This is a genomic window from Pseudomonas sp. Irchel 3E13 (genome assembly GCF_900187455.1).
Lineage (GTDB): Bacteria > Pseudomonadota > Gammaproteobacteria > Pseudomonadales > Pseudomonadaceae > Aquipseudomonas.
Genome location: NZ_FYDX01000001.1, coordinates 86,814 through 104,113 on the forward strand (window position 1 = coordinate 86,814; position 17,300 = coordinate 104,113).

Annotated in this window: 11 protein-coding genes; 6 read left to right on the top strand and 5 right to left on the bottom strand. The window is 63.8% G+C overall.

The window, feature by feature from the left end; translation table 11 throughout:
• Positions 1-60: 60 nt before the first annotated feature.
• The 5 genes from CKW37_RS00370 (at position 61) to mgtA (ending at position 12,149) form a co-directional block, all read left to right on the top strand.
• Positions 61-1,200: a hypothetical protein gene (locus CKW37_RS00370; RefSeq protein ID WP_095153450.1), complete on the top strand. Its 1,140-nt coding sequence runs from the start codon at positions 61-63 to the stop codon at positions 1,198-1,200.
• A 124-nt stretch (positions 1,201-1,324) separates the two neighbouring features.
• On the top strand, positions 1,325-6,280 hold the full coding sequence (locus CKW37_RS00375; RefSeq protein ID WP_095153451.1) for an RHS repeat domain-containing protein: 4,956 nt from the start codon (positions 1,325-1,327) through the stop codon (positions 6,278-6,280).
• A 209-nt stretch (positions 6,281-6,489) separates the two neighbouring features.
• Complete coding sequence (locus tag CKW37_RS00380) at positions 6,490-8,106, top strand: mechanosensitive ion channel family protein (protein WP_095153452.1); 1,617 nt, start codon at positions 6,490-6,492, stop codon at positions 8,104-8,106.
• Positions 8,107-8,508: 402 nt separating this feature from the next.
• Complete coding sequence (locus CKW37_RS00385; RefSeq protein ID WP_095153453.1) at positions 8,509-9,213, top strand: MgtC/SapB family protein; 705 nt, start codon at positions 8,509-8,511, stop codon at positions 9,211-9,213.
• Positions 9,214-9,434: 221 nt separating this feature from the next.
• Complete coding sequence (mgtA, locus tag CKW37_RS00390) at positions 9,435-12,149, top strand: magnesium-translocating P-type ATPase (protein ID WP_095153454.1); 2,715 nt, start codon at positions 9,435-9,437, stop codon at positions 12,147-12,149.
• Between the two features lie 27 nt (positions 12,150-12,176).
• Here mgtA and CKW37_RS00395 read toward each other — a convergent pair whose 3' ends face one another.
• The 4 genes from CKW37_RS00395 to CKW37_RS00410 all read right to left on the bottom strand — a co-directional run bounded on the left by CKW37_RS00395 (position 12,177) and on the right by CKW37_RS00410 (position 15,467).
• On the bottom strand, positions 12,177-12,644 hold the full coding sequence (locus CKW37_RS00395; RefSeq protein WP_095153455.1) for a GNAT family N-acetyltransferase: 468 nt from the start codon (positions 12,642-12,644) through the stop codon (positions 12,177-12,179).
• A 26-nt stretch (positions 12,645-12,670) separates the two neighbouring features.
• Complete coding sequence (locus CKW37_RS00400; protein WP_095153456.1) at positions 12,671-13,474, bottom strand: LuxR C-terminal-related transcriptional regulator; 804 nt, start codon at positions 13,472-13,474, stop codon at positions 12,671-12,673.
• A 105-nt stretch (positions 13,475-13,579) separates the two neighbouring features.
• The gene (locus tag CKW37_RS00405; RefSeq protein ID WP_095153457.1) at positions 13,580-13,762 is read right to left on the bottom strand and encodes a DUF2783 domain-containing protein; all 183 of its coding nucleotides are present in this window, start codon (positions 13,760-13,762) and stop codon (positions 13,580-13,582) included.
• A gap of 10 nt (positions 13,763-13,772) precedes the next feature.
• Positions 13,773-15,467, bottom strand: a complete 1,695-nt coding sequence (locus CKW37_RS00410; protein WP_095153458.1) for an FAD-dependent monooxygenase — start codon at positions 15,465-15,467, stop codon at positions 13,773-13,775.
• Positions 15,468-15,660: 193 nt separating this feature from the next.
• On the opposite strand from CKW37_RS00410, the gene CKW37_RS00415 reads away from it, so the two are divergent.
• On the top strand, positions 15,661-16,143 hold the full coding sequence (locus CKW37_RS00415; RefSeq protein WP_095153459.1) for an OsmC family protein: 483 nt from the start codon (positions 15,661-15,663) through the stop codon (positions 16,141-16,143).
• On the opposite strand, the gene CKW37_RS00420 is transcribed toward CKW37_RS00415, so the two are convergent.
• Positions 16,065-17,219 carry a hypothetical protein gene (locus tag CKW37_RS00420; RefSeq protein WP_095153460.1) on the bottom strand — a complete coding sequence of 385 codons (1,155 nt, stop codon included), beginning with the start codon at positions 17,217-17,219 and terminating at the stop codon, positions 16,065-16,067. The genes CKW37_RS00415 and CKW37_RS00420 overlap by 79 nt on opposite strands.
• Positions 17,220-17,300: the final 81 nt, after the last annotated feature.

Below are 17,300 nucleotides of genomic sequence, written 5' to 3' on the forward strand. Positions count from 1 at the left end.
TCACCCCTGTGATCCCGATGATCGACCTGAACAAACCTTCCAATACTTACGGTGAATACCATGCACGCATTGCAATCAAGAGAAGAAATCGCCGCCAGCATCGACCAGAACGCCTCGGCGGCGAGCAATAGCTGGGCCGGAATCGACAAGCTATCCATTCATTTCAGCGACAACCCGGGCACCTCCGGGGGCCAGTTGTACCGCAACGGCAAGAACCAGGTCGGGGTCACGGTGCAAACCCGTGCGGTAGACAGCCGCAGAAACTGGATCATCCCGGACCAGGACCTGCTCCAGAGAATATTCAGCGCCTTGTGGCTGGTGAACGGGGAAAACCTGGCGCAGTTTTCCTGGAACAACGGGCAGCAGAATAACTGGTGCTTCAGCGATGTCCGCAACGCGTTTCTGACCACGCCGTCCGGGGGGGCCGCGGTTGTCCGTGAGCAGCACAGCTTGAGCGCGACGGTTGGCGATGATGGCACCATCTACTTCCAGTTCTACGTCACCTGTCCTTACCAGGTGACCCTTGCCAGCATCAGCATCGCCGCACAGATCAAAGGCGTGCCTGACGGCCATGGCGGTAGCCAGAACATGGATTGCGCGGGAAAAACCAGCGGCATCACAGCCAGTACGGTGTCGATCACATCGCACGAACCGCCCAATTTTTCCCCGTCAGAGCTGCAATATTTCCCGACTCGGACCATCGTCAACGGCGATGCGCCCTCCAACCACAAAGACTCCAAGAACTGGCTGTTCGAGTACCAATGGTCCGCCCCCCCGGCGTTCCCCATCCACAGCGCGGAATGGGTGAGCGGCGAAAACTGGACGTATTACACCAACTTCCAGTGTGGTAACCCGAAAAGTGGCTACCTATGGATGGCCGGTGGCCGTATCCACCTGCCCGGAACGACCTACAACGGCAACACCCAGAGCTATTTGCTGAGCAATTACTGGTACAGCGGTTCGGTGGATCGGCCCTTTAGCGTGACGACGGCCAACAACGCCATAAAACTGACCCGTTTCATTACCGGCAACTACTCCTACATCGACGGCGATGCCGGCAACTTCAACCGTACCGGGGATCACCAGGTCAAGGTGACGGACATCTATGGCACGGTGCGCTGGTTGACCATCCGCGCCTTTACCACCGCCGACGAGGGCAACCGCCCGCCCATCACCAGCGCCATTGACACCCACGGCTGATGCTGCGAGGGGCGGTGCCCCCACGCACCGCTCCGCTCCCCCGAACCTGAACTTCTACCCCCCTCGCGCAGTGCCATCGGTGCCGCGCGACGGCAACGCACGCGCAATCGACAGGGAGTTTTGCATGAGCGACTTCTATTCCCAGGCTTTCAACTTCGCAACGGCCGTGGACGGCGGCGTAGATACCCGCACAGGCCTGTTCAACATCAACATCCCGCTGCTGCAAATACAGGGCAACGACAACCTTGGTCCCGCCCTGCCGCTAGGCCTGAGCTACACGCCGCTGAACAATACCGATGTCGGCCTCGGTATCGGCTGGACGCTCGGCCTGAGCTGTTACGACCGCAAGGCCAAGCGCATTTCGTTGTCGAGTGGAGAACAGTACTCGGTCGTGGAAACGCCCAATTCCGTCACTCTGCGCCAACAGAAACTGGACAGCCTGCGCTTCAGCAAAAAGTCGGACGCTTATCTGGTGGTACACAAGAACGGCGAAGTAGAGCAACTTGTCGGCCCCGATAAGGCCAGTGATTTCAAGGTGCCGTGCACGTTGTTCTCGCCCCTGGGTCACCGCCTCGACCTGGACTGGGACCTCAGCCGTTCACCACCTCGCCTGCGCTCGGTTAAGGATGAGCGCGGCCAGACATTCCTGACGCTGTCTTACCCTGACGGGAGGACTACCAGCGTGACCACGCTGCACGTCTGGCCGGGCACGAGTGAAGCCTATGACATCACCCTGTCCTTCCAGAACGGCTACCTGAAACAGTTGAAACATGGCGGTGCGACGCCGGCGCTGTCCTGGAACTTCACCTATGAAAACGTCGGCGGGCGCAACCTGGTCACCACCATTGCCGCGCCCACGGGAATGGTCCAGCGTGCCCAGTACCAGCCTGATGCCCAACGGTTCCCGGACGCCTCGCGGATCAGTGGCGGGCTGCCCGCAGTCATGCGTTTCACCCAACAGGCCAACGCTGGCCAGCCGGCGATAATCACCGACTACAGCTACTCGACCTACAACTACTTGGGATACGCCGGTCAGGGCGGCACCTGGTCCAACGATTCGGATTATCTCTACGGCATGCTGACCGACTATGCGTACTGGTGCCGGGCGACCACGGACGGCAAGACAGTAAAACGTACCTACAACAACTTTCACCTGCTGGTCTCGGAAGAAACCCGGGACGCGGGCTGCACCACCAACACCGAAACCCGCTACTTCGCCAAGGCAGCCAGCGGCTTCGACCAGCAGCCGCCGATCTTTCAGTTACCCCAGAGCGTCAAAGTCACCTACACCAACGCCGACAAGGCATCGCGCACCGAGGAAACCGTCAACGACTTCGACGACCAGGGCAATCCGACTTCGCAACTGACCCCCGACGGCACCCTGAACCGCTGGGAGTACTATCCGGCCGAGGGCGAAAAGGGGCTGGCGCCCGCCGAGCCCAATGGTTTTGTCAGATTGCTCAAATGCAAGTCCGTGCAGCCACCCGCCGATCTCGGTCCGGCGCCGCTGCGCAGCACCCGCTATCGGTACGCCAACAAGCCCACTGTCCCTGGCAGCCGCACGGTGCTTCCCGCATCGGCGGCACTTCAGGTCGGCGAAGACAGCTTCGCCGATGACCGCCTTCTCAACAGCCGCAGCACCGAATACGTAAGCGACGAACAGTCGCTCGAACTCGGTCGGATCACCCGCATTCAAGACAGCTTGCAGGCGGGGAAAGACGCGTACGTCACTACCCAGGACTTCACCTTTAGCAACGACGGCGAACGTTCGATTCAATCCGTCGGCTATCGCACCCACGACGACCTGCGCAACTCGACCACCAGGGTCCAATCGCGCCTGAGTGGTCGGCTCTGGTCAACCACTGACGCGCAAGGCAACACGACCTCGTATGACTACGACAGACTCGGCCGCGTGGTGCGAACCCGCAAAAACCCGGGGACTGCCTTCGAGGCACAGGGCACCATCCTTTACCAGACCGACGACAGTGGCTTGCCGCAGACCGTCGCCAGCGATCCCATGGGCAACATGACCCGAACCACGTTCGACGGACTGGGCCGGACCATTCACCAGGAACAGAAAGCCGCCGACGCCCAGATCTGGACTGCTGTGTCCGCACAACGCTACGACGCCAGGGGCCGGCTCGTCGAATCCACCACCTTTGACACGATCACCCTCAACGGCGCCGCGCCGCGTGTGCTGCAAGCGAGCGAAACACGCAGCTACGACGGCTGGGGCATGGTGCACACCCTTTCTCGCAGCAACGGCTACCACTTGATCAGCCGCTATGACCCCGTCTCGCGCAGCGCCGAAACGACACTGCAAGGCGACAACCAAGGGATGCGCAGAACCTGGTTCAACGCCCAGGGCAAAGCGGTCCGTGTCGAACGCCTGAACCCCGACGGCAGCGTGGATGGCGTAATTGCCAACGAATACAACGGCGTCGGCTGGCTGATCCGCAGTCGCGACGAACTGGACCATCAAACCGCCTGGCAGTACGACGATTGGGGCCGCGTGATTCGTATCGACCTGCCCGACGGCACCACGGTAACCAAGCGTTATGCCGACGACTCCAGCAGCCCGCAGGCGATTACGGCCATCACCGTCAACGGGGTCAGTCAAGGCAGCCAGCAATTCGACGGCCTCGGCCGGCTCAAGAACAGCCGTAGCGGCGAGCGTCAGTACCGATATGACTTCGCCCACGACAGCGATCCATTGCCGGCACGTATCACCGCGCCGGACGGCAGCATCGCCCATTACAACTACATCACCGAGCTGGGCAATGCAGTCCGCAGCGTCAGCACGGACGGCTGCGAGCAGCGCTTCGACTACCAACCGGCCATGGGCTGGATGCAAAACGCCGGCGAAACCGGCGGCGGCTACCAAAGCGATTACCACAGCGATTACAACACCCAGGGCCAACTGCTCACGGAGTCCTTCAGCGCTAACGGCAACACGCGTCGCACGGCCAGCCGCGTCTACACGCCGAACGGCCTGCCGTTGTCCTACGTCGATATTGCTGGCGCCAGCGAGTCACTGGTTTACGACGATAGTGGCCGACTACAGCGCTTGAAGAACAACCATGCCGATGTCGATATCAGTTATGACACCACCGGCCGCGTCGCCCGTCGCACGGTGACCGACAACCAGAGCGGTGATGTTCTGGAGTTGTCGATGACCTATGACGCCTTCAGCCGCGAGTCCAGTCGCGAGCTGAAATCGGCCAGCGAAACCTGGAAGGTGTGTCGCGCCTACCATCGCAATGGCCAATTGAGCACCCGTGAAACCTGGCACGACGGCCAGTTGGCGCGCCACGAAGCCTACGCTTATGACGCCCGCAATCGCCTGTCCCTGTACCAATGCGCGGGTGAACCGCGCTACTTGCCGCTCGACCCCTGGGGCAAGCCGATCGTGCAACAGCACTTCAGCTACGACGCGCTGGACAACATTGTCCAGTGCCATACCGAGTTCACCGGAGGCAGTGACACCGCGACGTTCCGTTATGACGCCAGCGATACCAACCAGTTGATTGAGGTCCGCCATGACCATCCTGACTACCCCACCAGCATCAAGCTTGCGTATGACGCGTGCGGTCGCCTGATCAAGGATGAAGCAGGCCGCACGCTGGACTATGACAACCTTGGCCGACTGGTCCGCGTAACGGGCGCCGGCACCGACGGCGCCTACCGCTACAACGCCATGAATCAGGTGATCACCCAGCTTGCCGGGCCGGGCAATACCCGGGACCTGTATTACCGCAATGGCCAACTGATCAACGAAACCCTCCGTGAAACCGCGCAGACCACCCGCTTTGTCCGCGCCGGTGGCAGTTGTGTGGCAGAACACCGTGACGGCGCGAACGCCGGCACCGCCCTCCTCGGCACCGATACTCAGGGCAGTGTGCTGCTGTCGCGGCACAACCGTGAAACCCGCGCCTGCGCCTACACCGCCTACGGCCACCGACAAGCCGACAGTGCGCTGAAGTCCTCATTGGGGTTTGCCGGAGAACGCCTGGACCCGGTCAGTGGCACTTACCACCTGGGCAACGGCTACCGCGCCTACAATCCGGTACTGATGCGCTTCAACGCGCCGGACAGTTTGAGCCCGTTCGGCGCGGGTGGCCTGAACCCCTATGCCTATTGCGTTGGCGACCCGATCAACCGTACCGACCCCACGGGCCACCTGAGTTGGCAAGCCTGGCTGGGGATTGGTCTGGGCGTCGTCGGTATTGTCGCCACGGCGGTGACCTTCGGTGCAGCGGCGGCGCCGTTGCTGGCGACCGAGGGCGTGCTGGCCGCGGCAGCCAGCGGTGCCTCCGCAGTCGGCGTGATCGGTGGCCTGGGCCTGGTGGCCGATGTCACCGCCATCGCCAGCGGCGCGTTGGAGTCCGCCAGCCCCGTCGCGTCCTCTGCGCTGGGGTGGGCGTCGCTGGCCTTCGGTTTGCCAGGCATGGTCTCCGGAGCGGCCAGCCTCGCCCGCTCCGCCAGCCGTTGGCTGCCGGCCGCCGGCGAGGCGGCGCAAGACACGGCCCGCGCGGTACGTGGAGTGCAGGTGGAAAGCGAGCACTTGGTGGTGCTAGGCGGCGAAGTGAGCAACGTCCTTCACGAGAACCCGTACGGCAGGAGCGGCATAACTCTGTTCGAAGATACGTCCACACGCGGAGCGGGCAAGCGCCTGAACATCGTATCGCACGGAACGTACGGTAAGTTGGCGGTCGAGGTAAAACCAAAAGTCTATAGGTACGTCGACGCCCCCGAACTAGCCAAGAACTTGACCTCTGTTCGTGGCGGTTCATTGAGTGATATCGACAGCGTTCACATCATCGCCTGCTGTTCTGCGGACATTAACCCGAAAACAGGCCTCAGCTTGGGACAGGAGTTGGCGACCGAGCTGAACAAAACCGTGGAAGCTCACCATGGCCTTGTATATTTCAAAGGCCAAGGATTGCCGAAGCTAATAGATACGCTCAGTAGAACCGACGGCTTGCAACCGTTGGAATGGCTCTGGGGGGCGAATGGCGTGGTCAAGGAAAGCGGCGGGATAAAGACGTTCTATCCCCACGGCGTCCCCATGGAGTTTTGACCAGGCACCTCACCGGCAAGCCGGCTCCCACAGTTCAATCGCGTGGACCACCAAACTTGTGGCTGGCAAAGAACTCTGCGGGAGCTGGCTTGCCAGCGATGAGGGGCTATCGCCTAGCGCATCATGCTCTTCACAACGCCACATATGGGAGACAAGCTCCACGACCGACACTAGTCTGGTGCTAATCACCAGCGCAGGAGTCGAGAAAGATGTTTAAAGGGATTGGGCTGGCGAGCATGGCGCTGCTCTGGACACTGGCGATGCCGACAGGCGCGGCCGAGGAAAAAACGGTCGCACAGACAGAACCGGCACCCCTGAAGATCGCCAACCGCACCATCATCACCTTCCAGGCCGATCTGCTCGGCGAGACCCCGGAAATCCGCGCCCAGCGCGCCGAAAACGTGATTCGCCAGGTCATGGACAGCCAGGAAGACCCGCACGTCCACCTCGACAGCATCAAGGATCAGTACCTGGTGCTGATGGGCCAACGCCGGGCGTTTATCGTCACCCCCGACGACCTCGTCGACAGCGAGGGCTCGGTAGCGGACCTGGCCGACGGCGCCGCCGCGAGGCTGCGCCAGGTGCTCGCGGAAAACCACGAAGCGCGCAACCTGCAATTCATGCTCAAGGCCGGCGGCTACGCGAGCGCCGCGACGCTGTTGTTCCTTGGCCTGCTGCGCCTGTTTGGCTGGGGCCGTGCGCGGCTGTTGGGCTGGCTGCCCCTCAGCGTGCGTAAACACACCGGCGTGTTACGCATCGGCCAGACCCAGTTGCTCGACACCAGCAACTTGCTGCTCGCCTCGCGCCGGTTGGTCGACCTGGTCTACTGGCTGCTGGCGTTGCTGGTCGGCTACGAGTGGCTGAGCTTCGTGCTGCAGCGTTTCCCCTACACCCGGCCCTGGGGCGAAAGCCTCAACCAGTACCTGCTGAACCTGGCGGGGTATCTGCTGGAGGCTATCGCCAGCGCCATTCCCGGGCTGGTGATCGCGCTGCTGATCTTCTTCATCGCCCGCGGCATCAGCGCCTTCAGCAAACGCCTGTTGGCGCGCCTGGCACGACCCGGCAACATCAACTGGCTCAACGACGAAACCCTGCCGCCCACCACCCGCCTCACCTCGCTGGCGATCTGGCTGTTCGCCCTGGCCATGGCCTATCCCTATCTGCCCGGCTCCGGCACCGAGGCGTTCAAGGGCCTGTCGGTGCTGATCGGCCTGATGATTTCCCTCGGCGCCACCAGCGTGGTGGGCCAGGCCGCAGCCGGGCTGATCCTGACCTACACCCGCACCCTGCGCCCCGGCGAATTCGTGCGCATCGGCGAGCACGAAGGCACGGTTACCGAGCTGGGCATGTTCACCACCAGCATCCGCACCGGGCTCGGCGAAGTGCTGACCATCCCCAACTCGATGATCACCGGCGCGGTGACCAAGAACTACTCGCGGGTGGTCCAGGGCGCCGGCTATGTGGTCGACGCCACCGTCACCATCGGCTACGACACGCCCTGGCGCCAGGTCGAGGCGATCCTGCTGGAAGCTGCGCGGCGCACACCCGGTGTGCTGGATACCCCGCGTCCGCAGGTGTTCCAGATCGCCCTCTCGGATTTCTACCCGGAATACCGTCTGGTGGCCCAGGCCGTGCCCAGCGAGCCGCGACCGCGGGCGGAGTTGCTGAGCGTGCTGCACGCCAATATCCAGGATGTGTTCAACGAGTACGGCGTGCAGATGATGTCGCCTCACTACATGAGCGATCCGAACCACGAAAAACGGGTGCCGAAGGAGCGCTGGTACGCGGCGCCGGCGCACGAACCCGAGCCGCCGCAACAGCAGTAATGAAGGGTTTTCTGTCGCTTCGCTGAACGCGCCGCAAACGGCCTTGACGCCCGGCACAACCGGGCCTTGACTGAGCTCATCGGAGGGCGTACTTTCCGCTCCGTTTTCTTCCCACACAGGAGTCCTGCCTTGGACAGTAGCCCCAGTCGATTGCGACAGGTCTGAACAGCGAGCACGTCCGGCAGCACTTCCCTGCCACTGTCTCGCTGATTACAGCGGACAGTGGCGATTCGCATCCCTGACGGGATGACGACTCCCCATTTTCCCTTGCAGTTTTCCTCCGCGGCGCGGCTGTTACGCGCGGCCTTGGGAGCCTTGCGACCGCGCAATCCATAACCCCGAATAGCGTGCCAGTTTCGTCTGGCGCACCCGCCGGCTGCGGCCGGAAAAACGAGGTGAATCATGGATTGGAAAGTCTTTCTGCTGCGCGCCGCCGCAGCGCTCATCCTCGGTGCCCTGATCGGCGCCGAACGTCAACTGCGCCAGCGCCTCACCGGCCTGCGCACCAACGCACTGGTCAGCACCGGCGCCTGCCTGTTCGTACTGATGACCCAGGCCGTGCCGGGCCTCGGCGCTGACGCGTCGCGCATTGCCGCCTATGTGGTTTCCGGCATCGGCTTTCTTGGCGGCGGCGTGATCATGCGCGACGGCCTCAACGTCCGTGGCCTGAACACCGCCGCCACCCTCTGGTGCACCGCCGCCATCGGCGTGCTGTGCAGCATGGGCCTGTTGCTTGAAGCGGTGATCGGCTGCCTGGTGGTGCTCTGCGCCAACATCCTGCTGCGCGACATCGCCCAGCGCCTGAACCAGCAGGACGTGGTTCCCGCCAGCGAAGTCGAACAGCGCTACGGCGTGGAGATCATCTGTCGCGCCGAGGACGAAATCCAGGTGCGCAGCCTGATGCTGCACAACCTCGACGGCGTGGCCCTGCGCCTGCAATCGCTGCACAGCGAAGACCAGGCCAACCCGGCCAAGCTGGAAGTGCGCGCCGAGCTGCTCGGCAATCACGGCGCCACCAGCCAGCTTGAGCGCTTGGTCAGCCGCATCAGCCTGGAAAAAGGCGTCAGCTCGGTGCGCTGGCAAGTGTTCGACCTGGCCGGCGAGTGACCCGGCCACCCCCTCCACCCCAAACTAATCCACCCCAAACAGGAGCTTCCGGAGCCCAGTCATGAATCCAGACCCCAGTCCCGTGTCACCCAGACCCGGGCCGGACGGCGGCTGACGCGTTTTCTCGCGCCGCTGCCCGGCCTGACCGGCAGCGGCGGCAATTGCCGTGCTGCACAACACCATCCGGTGGTCGCGTCCTTGCGACCGCCCAGGAGTGCATCATGCTGTTCAAACGTTTCGGCCGGCGCCTGCTGGCGTTCTTCGACCACGGCCTGAGCCGGCATTTCCGCCGCCAGGCAATGCTGGAACTGCTGCGTAACGGCAGCGCCCGCGGCAACCTGCCGGTCGAATTCATTCGGCAACTGTCCACCGTCGCCGGCCTTGAAGCCGGTGCCCTCTACCAGCGCTTCGGCACCGGCGCCGAAGGCCTCGACGCCACCCGCGCCGAAACCGTGCGCGACCGGGTCGGGGCCAACGTGGTCAACCAGGAAAAACCGGTCCCGCCGTTGCTGCACCTGTGGTGGTGCTACCGCAACCCGTTCAACCTGCTGCTCAGCCTGCTGGCCCTGGTGTCCTGGCTCACCGAAGACCTCACCGCCGCACTGGTGATCGGCAGTATGGTGCTGGTCTCGACGCTGCTGCGCTTTTTCCAGGAAGCCCGCTCCAACCGCGCCGCCGAGCGTCTCAAGGCGTTGGTCAGCAACACCGCCAGCGTGCTGCGCAGCGGCGACCCGGCTGTCGATCGGCGCGGTGCGGTGGAAGTACCGTTTCGCGATCTGGTCCCCGGTGATCTGGTGCTGCTGTCGGCGGGCGACATGATCCCCGCCGACCTGCGGGTGCTCGAAGCCAAGGATCTGTTTATCAGCCAGGCGGCGATCACCGGCGAATCACTGCCGGTGGAGAAGTTCGCTCATGCCCGGCGCGCCGTCGGCAGCCCGCTGGAATGCGACAACCTGTGCTTCATGGGCACCAACGTGGTCAGCGGCAGCGCCCGCGCCCTGGTGGTCGGCACCGGCCAGCACACCTACTTCGGCAACCTCGCCGAGCGGGTGTTGAGCAGCGACCGCGAGCCGACCGCCTTTCAGCAGGGCGTCAACAAGGTCAGTTGGTTGCTGATCCGCTTCATGCTGGTCATGACCCCGCTAGTGCTGCTGATCAACGGTTTCACCAAGGGCGACTGGCTGGAGGCTTCGCTGTTCGCGCTGTCCATCGCCGTAGGCCTGACCCCGGAGATGCTGCCGATGATCGTCACCTCGACCCTGGCCAAGGGCGCCGTGGCGCTCTCGCGCAAGAAAGTCATCGTCAAGCGCCTGGACGCCATCCAGAACTTCGGCGCCATGGATGTGCTGTGCACCGACAAGACCGGCACCCTGACCCAGGACCGCATCGTTCTGGAGCGCCACACCGATGTGCTCGGCGTGCCCTGCGAGGCGGTGCTGGACGATGCCTGGCTGAACAGCCATCACCAGACCGGGCTGAAAAACCTGCTGGACGTCGCCGTGCTGGAACATGCCGGCCCGCAGCGGCAGGCCCGCCTGGGCAGCGCCTTCAGCAAGGTCGACGAGATCCCCTTCGACTTCCAGCGCCGGCGCATGTCGGTGGTGGTCGGGCACGACGGCAATGGCCATCGGCTGGTGTGCAAGGGCGCGCTGGAGGAAGTGCTGGCGGTGTGCACGCGGGTGCGCCTGGGCGACGAGGAACGTCCGCTGGACCCGCAACTGCTGGCACGCATCCGTGAACACACTGCCCTGCTCAATGATGAAGGCCTGCGCGTGGTCGCGGTGGCGGTCAAGCAACTGCCGGGCGGGCGTGAGCAGTATCGGGTGGCTGACGAAAGCGATCTGCTGCTCACCGGCTATATCGCCTTCCTCGACCCGCCCAAGGAAACCACGGCCGCCGCGCTGCGGGTTCTGGCCGAACAGGGCGTGGCGGTGAAAGTGCTGACGGGTGACAACGAGCGCGTCAGCCAACGCGTCTGCCGTGAAGTCGGCCTGCCGGTGGCCGGGCTGTTGCTGGGCAGCGAGATCGATGCACTCGACGACCGCCAGCTCAGCGACCGCGCCGCCGAATGCAACCTGTTCGCCCGCCTCACCCCGGCGCACAAGGAACGCATCGTCCGCCTGCTGCGCCAGCGTGGTCATGTGGTCGGTTTCATGGGCGACGGCATCAACGACGCCCCGGCGCTGCGCGCGGCGGACGTCGGCATTTCGGTGGATTCGGCGGTGGACATCGCCAAGGAGGCCGCGGACATCATCCTGCTGGAAAAAAGCCTGATGGTCCTGGAAGAAGGCGTGCTCGAAGGCCGCAAGACCTTCGCCAACATGCTCAAGTACATCAAGATGACCGCCAGTTCCAACTTCGGTAACGTCTTCAGCGTGCTGGTGGCCAGCGCGTTCCTGCCCTTCCTGCCGATGCTGCCGCTGCACCTGCTGGTGCAGAACCTGCTCTACGACCTGTCGCAGACCGCGATCCCTTTCGACAACGTCGATGCCGAGCAACTGACCCGGCCGCAACGCTGGCAGGCCGAGGACATCGGGCGGTTCATGCTGTTCTTCGGACCGCTCAGTTCGATCTTCGACATCCTCACCTATGCCGTGATGTGGTTCGTGTTCGCCGCGAACACGCCGGAGCACCAGACCCTGTTCCAGTCCGGCTGGTTCGTCGAAGGGTTGCTGTCGCAGACGCTGGTGGTGCATCTGATCCGCACCCGCAAGCTGCCGTTCGTGCACAGCCGCGCGGGCTGGCCGTTGCTGGCCATGACGCTGCTGATCGTCGCTGTCGGCGTGCTGCTGCCGATGTCGCCGCTGGCTAGCTACTTCAAGCTGCAGGCGCTGCCGTTGAGCTACTTCCCGTTCCTGCTGGTGATTCTGCTGGGGTACGTCGGCGTGGTGCAGGCGATGAAAGGCTGGTTCACCCGCCGCTATGGCTGGCAATAAGCCGTTTCCGGGATCGCCTGTATTTCATCAACCGGCGCGGGACAGCTCCCGCGCCATCAACCATTGCTCCTTGCCCCATGCCTCGAACCGCTCCACCACCTGCCATCCGCGCTTGGCGTAATACTCGCTCTGGTCGTGGGTGTGCAGGTACAGGCGGGCGATGCCGGTGGCCCGGGCGTGATCACAAATGCCTTCGATCAACTGCTCCGCGAGCCCTCGCCCGCGTGCTTCGGGGCGGATGAACACACAGGCGAGCCACGAACCAAGATCGGCGCGCTCCGGCAGATCGTCGCGGGCCAGTGCGGCGCCGCCGAGCAGTTCGCCCTCATCGAGGACGATCAGGCATTTCCACTGACCGTCATGTTGCCCCGAGGCGAATTCCGCCTGCCAGTCCGCCAATGGCTGCTCGAACTCGTAGCTGAACTGGCGATGCAGCCAGGTGGCCAAGGTGTCGCTGTGGTGCAGGTGGTGTTCAAGCCAATCCAGGTGCGGCATGGGAAGTCCTTGTTGAAGCGAGGGTTTCAGTTCCGGTGGCCCTGGGTTACCAGACCGATCAATTCACGCAAACTCCCGGTGCCGAGTTTGCGGTACAGCCGCTTGATATAGGTCGCCGCACTGGACGGCCGCACGCCCAGGCGCCGGGCGATTTCGTCGTTGTCGATGCCGGTCAGCAGCAGGCGCAGCAGCTCAAGGTCGCGCGGGGTCAGCTCCGGGTACAGGGTAGCGAGGCGTTCGGCCAACACCTGCGGCAGTTCGTCGACCTGCCGCCAGGCCAGGTAATGCATGCGCACGATCTGCATCAACAAAGGTGCCCAGGCTTCCAGGTGGTCAAGCTCCTGGTTGCTGAAGCAGCCATGCTCCCGGCCCCGGTAGAAGTTCACCGACAGCCAGCGATCATTGTCGCAACGGGTCAGCAGCGCCAGGCGTTCGGCGATCTTCGGCTGCTCGTAGCAGATGCGCCGGTATTCGGCGTGGCCGATGTCATCGATGTGCTGGCGTTGCACCATGATCCGTTCACCGCCGCCGCCACTCATGGCCTGCTGGTTGCCGTCCTGGTTGTAGAAGCGTTCGGCATAGTTGGAGGAAATCTTCGGCAGCGACACTTCCCGCGCCCGGTCGGCGAAGGTGAACACCTGTGGGTTGCGGCGCGGCGCATAAGCGAAGACCGTGCACTGAGCCAGCGGAATACCGTTGCCGATCAACTGCAACAGATCGCCGGCCAATTGCCGGCGATAGTCGTGCCCGACATGGGCAAGCAGCCTGGCGGCCTGGCCGATATTCAGGCTCTGCGGCGGCGGCACGGTACGCAACGGCCAGAATTGCATGGCGTTTCCCTCTCGGGGGTTTCGAAGAGCGCGAGTCTATCAGGCTGCCCGGGCAAGCTGGACGGCCTTCCTCGCACAGGCCCATACGAGGAAGGCAGCGGGCCGTTACAAGTCGCGGCCGGCGATCACCGTCAGTTCGCTGAAGCGCTCGACATCGCCCAGGGCCTCGGCGGCCAACAGGGCGAGCTTGACCAGCAGCAGCTCACGCTTGCCGTCAGGCGCCTGGTCCAGGCTGTCGGCCAGGCGGTCATAGAGGATTTCCAGTTCGGGGGTGGTCAGGTGTGCCATGGCGGTGTCCTCAGTCGTTTCCCAATGCGGTGTGGAAGGCGGCGGTCAGGGCGTCAGCGCCCAGCGATCGCCAGCGGGCGCAGACATGCTGGTCCGGGCGGGCCAGATAAGCGCTGCCGGCCTGCGCAGCGTATTTGCGCCGCAAGTGGCCATCGGGATCGACCAGGGTCAGGTCGGCAGCGTCGACCGGGCGCGCACTGCCCACCGCAATCAGCCGCAGCGGAATACCCCGCGCTTGCACTGCCGCGACCTGCGCCTGGATCTCCAGCGGCAACGCCCCGTCATCGGTGAAATACAGCAAGTGGAACGCCGCCCCCAAGTGATCGAACAGGTAATCGTCGTCGCCCAGGCGCACGTTCAGCAGCGGCGCGCCGGCCCGCGGGCCGTGTGGGAACAGGCTGTCGTCGGCCTTTTCGCAATTGAGCGGCGAATCGGCGTAGTCGTGGGGCCGCGAGGTGCGCCAGTGAAACAGCGGCCGGACGAAATCCTGGGACAGCGACAACGACAGCACCGCGTCGCGCAGCAGGCGCTGGCCGGGGCTGGGCGGCGTCATGAAGCGCGTGCTCTTGCCCGCCTCCTCGATGATTTCCCGAGCCGCCGCCACCCGCTCATGACTGTAGGACGGCAACAGCCGCGGCCCGGCCAGGCCCTTGATCTGCAACGCCAGCTTCCAGCACAGGTCGTTGACGTCCTGAAACCCGGTGTTGGCCCCGCGAACACCGAAGATCGGCAGCAAGTGCGCGGCATCACCGCTGAAAATCACCCGCTGTGCGAGGTAGTCCGGCAGGGTCAGGGCGCGGGCGGAATACACCGAGCACCAGTCCAGTTCCCAGGTGCGGTCCGCCATGCCCATCAAGGCGAGCTGGGCGTCGATGCGCTGGCGCAAGGATTCCGGGGCCAATGCCTGTTCCGGGGTTTCGTTGGTGGGCAATTGATAGTCGATGCGCCAGATATCCCCCGGCTCGCGGTGCATCAACACGGTGTTACCCGGGTTCCAGGGCGGATCGAAATAGGCCAGGCGTTCGGTGGGCAGGTCGAGCTTGATGCGGATATCAGCGATCACGAAACGGCCTTCATAGGCCGCGCCCTCCAGCTTCAGCCCAAGCAGGCCGCGCAACCCGGAACGGGCGCCGTCGGCGGCGATCACCCAGGTGCTCTCCAGTGCATACACGCCAGCTGGGGTGTCCACCTCCAGGCGGGCATGGTCCGGCGCTTGGGTCAGGCCGACCACCTTGTTGCCCCAGCGCAGCTCGATCAGCGGATTGGCTTCGGCTGCCTCCACCAACGCGCGTTCCAGGCACGGCTGCTGCAGGTTGGTCATGGGCGGGAAGCGGTCGTCCGGGTCATGCGGCGCTTCCATGCGGAACACCAACTGATTGCGGTAGAACGAGTTGCCGAAGCGCCAGCCGAGGCCGGCCTCGGTCACCCGCCCGGCAACGCCGACCTGCTGCAGGATCTCCATCGAGCGCCGGGTGAACACGATGGCGCGACTGCCCTCGCTGACCTGCTGCTCGGCCTCCAGCACCACCGAAGGAATACCGTAGCGGGCCAGTTCCAGCGCGGCGGTGAGGCCGATCGGCCCGGCGCCGACCACCACCACGGCCTCGCGTCGGGTGGCGCTGGCCGCAACATCGGCGGTGAAGGCGGGATAGACCTGATAATCGAAATACAGCGAGCGCCGCGGCTCGGTCGATGGACTGTGCATCGTCAATGCGTCTCCGGTGTTCTTGTGGTTATGGGACGGCATGCTAAGCGTGATCGAGGCGCGGGCATGTCCCCAAAAGGGGACAACCGGTCAGGCTTGTTGCGCGCGGACAATCCGGCCCGGCGCCCTTGCCTGTTTCGCCCGACGCCGCCACGGCGTAGGCTCGGGGCCACGTTCATTCAGGAAGGGTCCCATGGCAGACAAACAACACCGCTACGACGTCAACGTCACCTGGACTGGCAACCAGGGCACGGGGACCTCCAGCTACCGCGGCTACAGCCGCGACCACCTGATCCAGACGCCCGGCAAGGCGCCGATCGACGGCTCGTCCGACCCGGCCTTCCGCGGTGACCCGGCGCGCTGGAACCCCGAAGACCTGCTGGTCGCCTCCCTCTCCGCCTGCCACAAACTCTGGTACCTGGGCCTCTGCGCCGAAGCCGGCGTGGTGGTGCTCAGCTACGAGGACGACGCGCAAGGCGAGATGGTCGAAGAACACAGCGGCGCCGGGCAGTTCACCTCGGTGGTACTGCGGCCGCGGGTGGTGATCGCCGCCGGCTCAGACCTCGGAACCGCCCGCGAACTGCATCACCTGGCGCATCAGAAGTGTTTTATCGCCCGGTCGGTGAATTTTCCGGTGACGCATGAGCCGGACATCTCAACCGCTTCGGCCGGTTGAGTCTTGTTGCGCGGTTTCTTCCATTCCTGATCGGGCTGGACAGGCCCGATCAGCGGCTGGAGGACGAGACCCGCCTCTGTGCCACCGCAGGTCTTCATTACCCTCGATGAGGTCAGGCTCAAGCCGACCAGATGGACCTTCGAGATCGGCTGAGGCGCGATGAAACTGTGCCGGTAGCCCTTGGCTCTCCGGGCAATTTCCCGTTGCAGCAGCCCGATTGCGACGCTGGGCGCCGAATCGATGGAGCCGCCGCTGTTCACGCTGATCCTGCGCATCAGGCGTGAGGCTGAGCGCAGGTAGCGAGTCGTCAGCCAGGCCAGCGGCAGTACGATAACCGCCGCGCCCTTGAAGCAGGCCAACGCCAGGGACGACTCCGAGTCCCATAGCGCAAAGACCAAAAGGGGCACCTGAAACAGCCCCATGATGAACAGCGTGCGGATTCGCCCCATAAGAATCCTGAGCTTGCCCACCCGACGCTCCTTCTTTTCATCACGCTCGCTGAACATCCAGCTTTTCAGCACGATGTCGTATTGATCACTGACCTGACGCAACTGCCGGAGTGCGTTGACCATCGAGTCTGTCACCGCACGACGATGCTCGAAGAAGTCCCGCTTGACGTGAAAGCACAGCACATACCTGGAAAGGCGGATGCCTGGCAGGGTCGGAGCCCGCTCGATCGAGAGCATCAACCCTCGTCCCAGTGGCAACGACCACCCTTTCGCGCCCAGCATCAGTTGCATCGGGACTGCGACAGCGATGGCAAACACGATCAGGTTTAGCGCCGGGATGATAACTGGAGCCAGATTAAAGGCAGGGAGCAGCAGACCACTGGCTACGTGATAAAGGACACTGACCGGCAGACTGACACCGCCGAGCAACAGCAGGCTGAACCCGATACGGTTCATCAGAAGGCGGTAGAGCCTGAGCAGGTTGTGCCGGAGTGGAACACGGAAATCCTTACGCCGGCCCGGGATCAGCAGACACACCACTATCCAGCACCAAGTGAAGATACCTGCACAGTTGAGCAGAACCAGAACGTAGTGCCAGAGCGGAAGTGACGCGAGGGTTTCGAACATGCCGTACCTTGAATTTCCCGGAGCCGGCGCCTGAACGCTGGCGCCGTGAATGCATATCGGCGTCCATGCCGAAACCCTTAG

Coding starts and splice junctions, on each gene's coding strand:
- CKW37_RS00395 (WP_095153455.1), bottom strand. CDS start 12,644: ATGCCGCACCTGGATTGGCTTGAACACCACCTGCACCACAGCGACACC.
- CKW37_RS00370 (WP_095153450.1), top strand. CDS start 61: ATGCACGCATTGCAATCAAGAGAAGAAATCGCCGCCAGCATCGACCAG.
- CKW37_RS00385 (WP_095153453.1), top strand. CDS start 8,509: ATGGATTGGAAAGTCTTTCTGCTGCGCGCCGCCGCAGCGCTCATCCTC.
- CKW37_RS00410 (WP_095153458.1), bottom strand. CDS start 15,467: ATGCACAGTCCATCGACCGAGCCGCGGCGCTCGCTGTATTTCGATTAT.
- CKW37_RS00400 (WP_095153456.1), bottom strand. CDS start 13,474: ATGCAATTCTGGCCGTTGCGTACCGTGCCGCCGCCGCAGAGCCTGAAT.
- mgtA (WP_095153454.1), top strand. CDS start 9,435: ATGCTGTTCAAACGTTTCGGCCGGCGCCTGCTGGCGTTCTTCGACCAC.
- CKW37_RS00415 (WP_095153459.1), top strand. CDS start 15,661: ATGGCAGACAAACAACACCGCTACGACGTCAACGTCACCTGGACTGGC.
- CKW37_RS00375 (WP_095153451.1), top strand. CDS start 1,325: ATGAGCGACTTCTATTCCCAGGCTTTCAACTTCGCAACGGCCGTGGAC.
- CKW37_RS00405 (WP_095153457.1), bottom strand. CDS start 13,762: ATGGCACACCTGACCACCCCCGAACTGGAAATCCTCTATGACCGCCTG.
- CKW37_RS00420 (WP_095153460.1), bottom strand. CDS start 17,219: ATGTTCGAAACCCTCGCGTCACTTCCGCTCTGGCACTACGTTCTGGTT.
- CKW37_RS00380 (WP_095153452.1), top strand. CDS start 6,490: ATGTTTAAAGGGATTGGGCTGGCGAGCATGGCGCTGCTCTGGACACTG.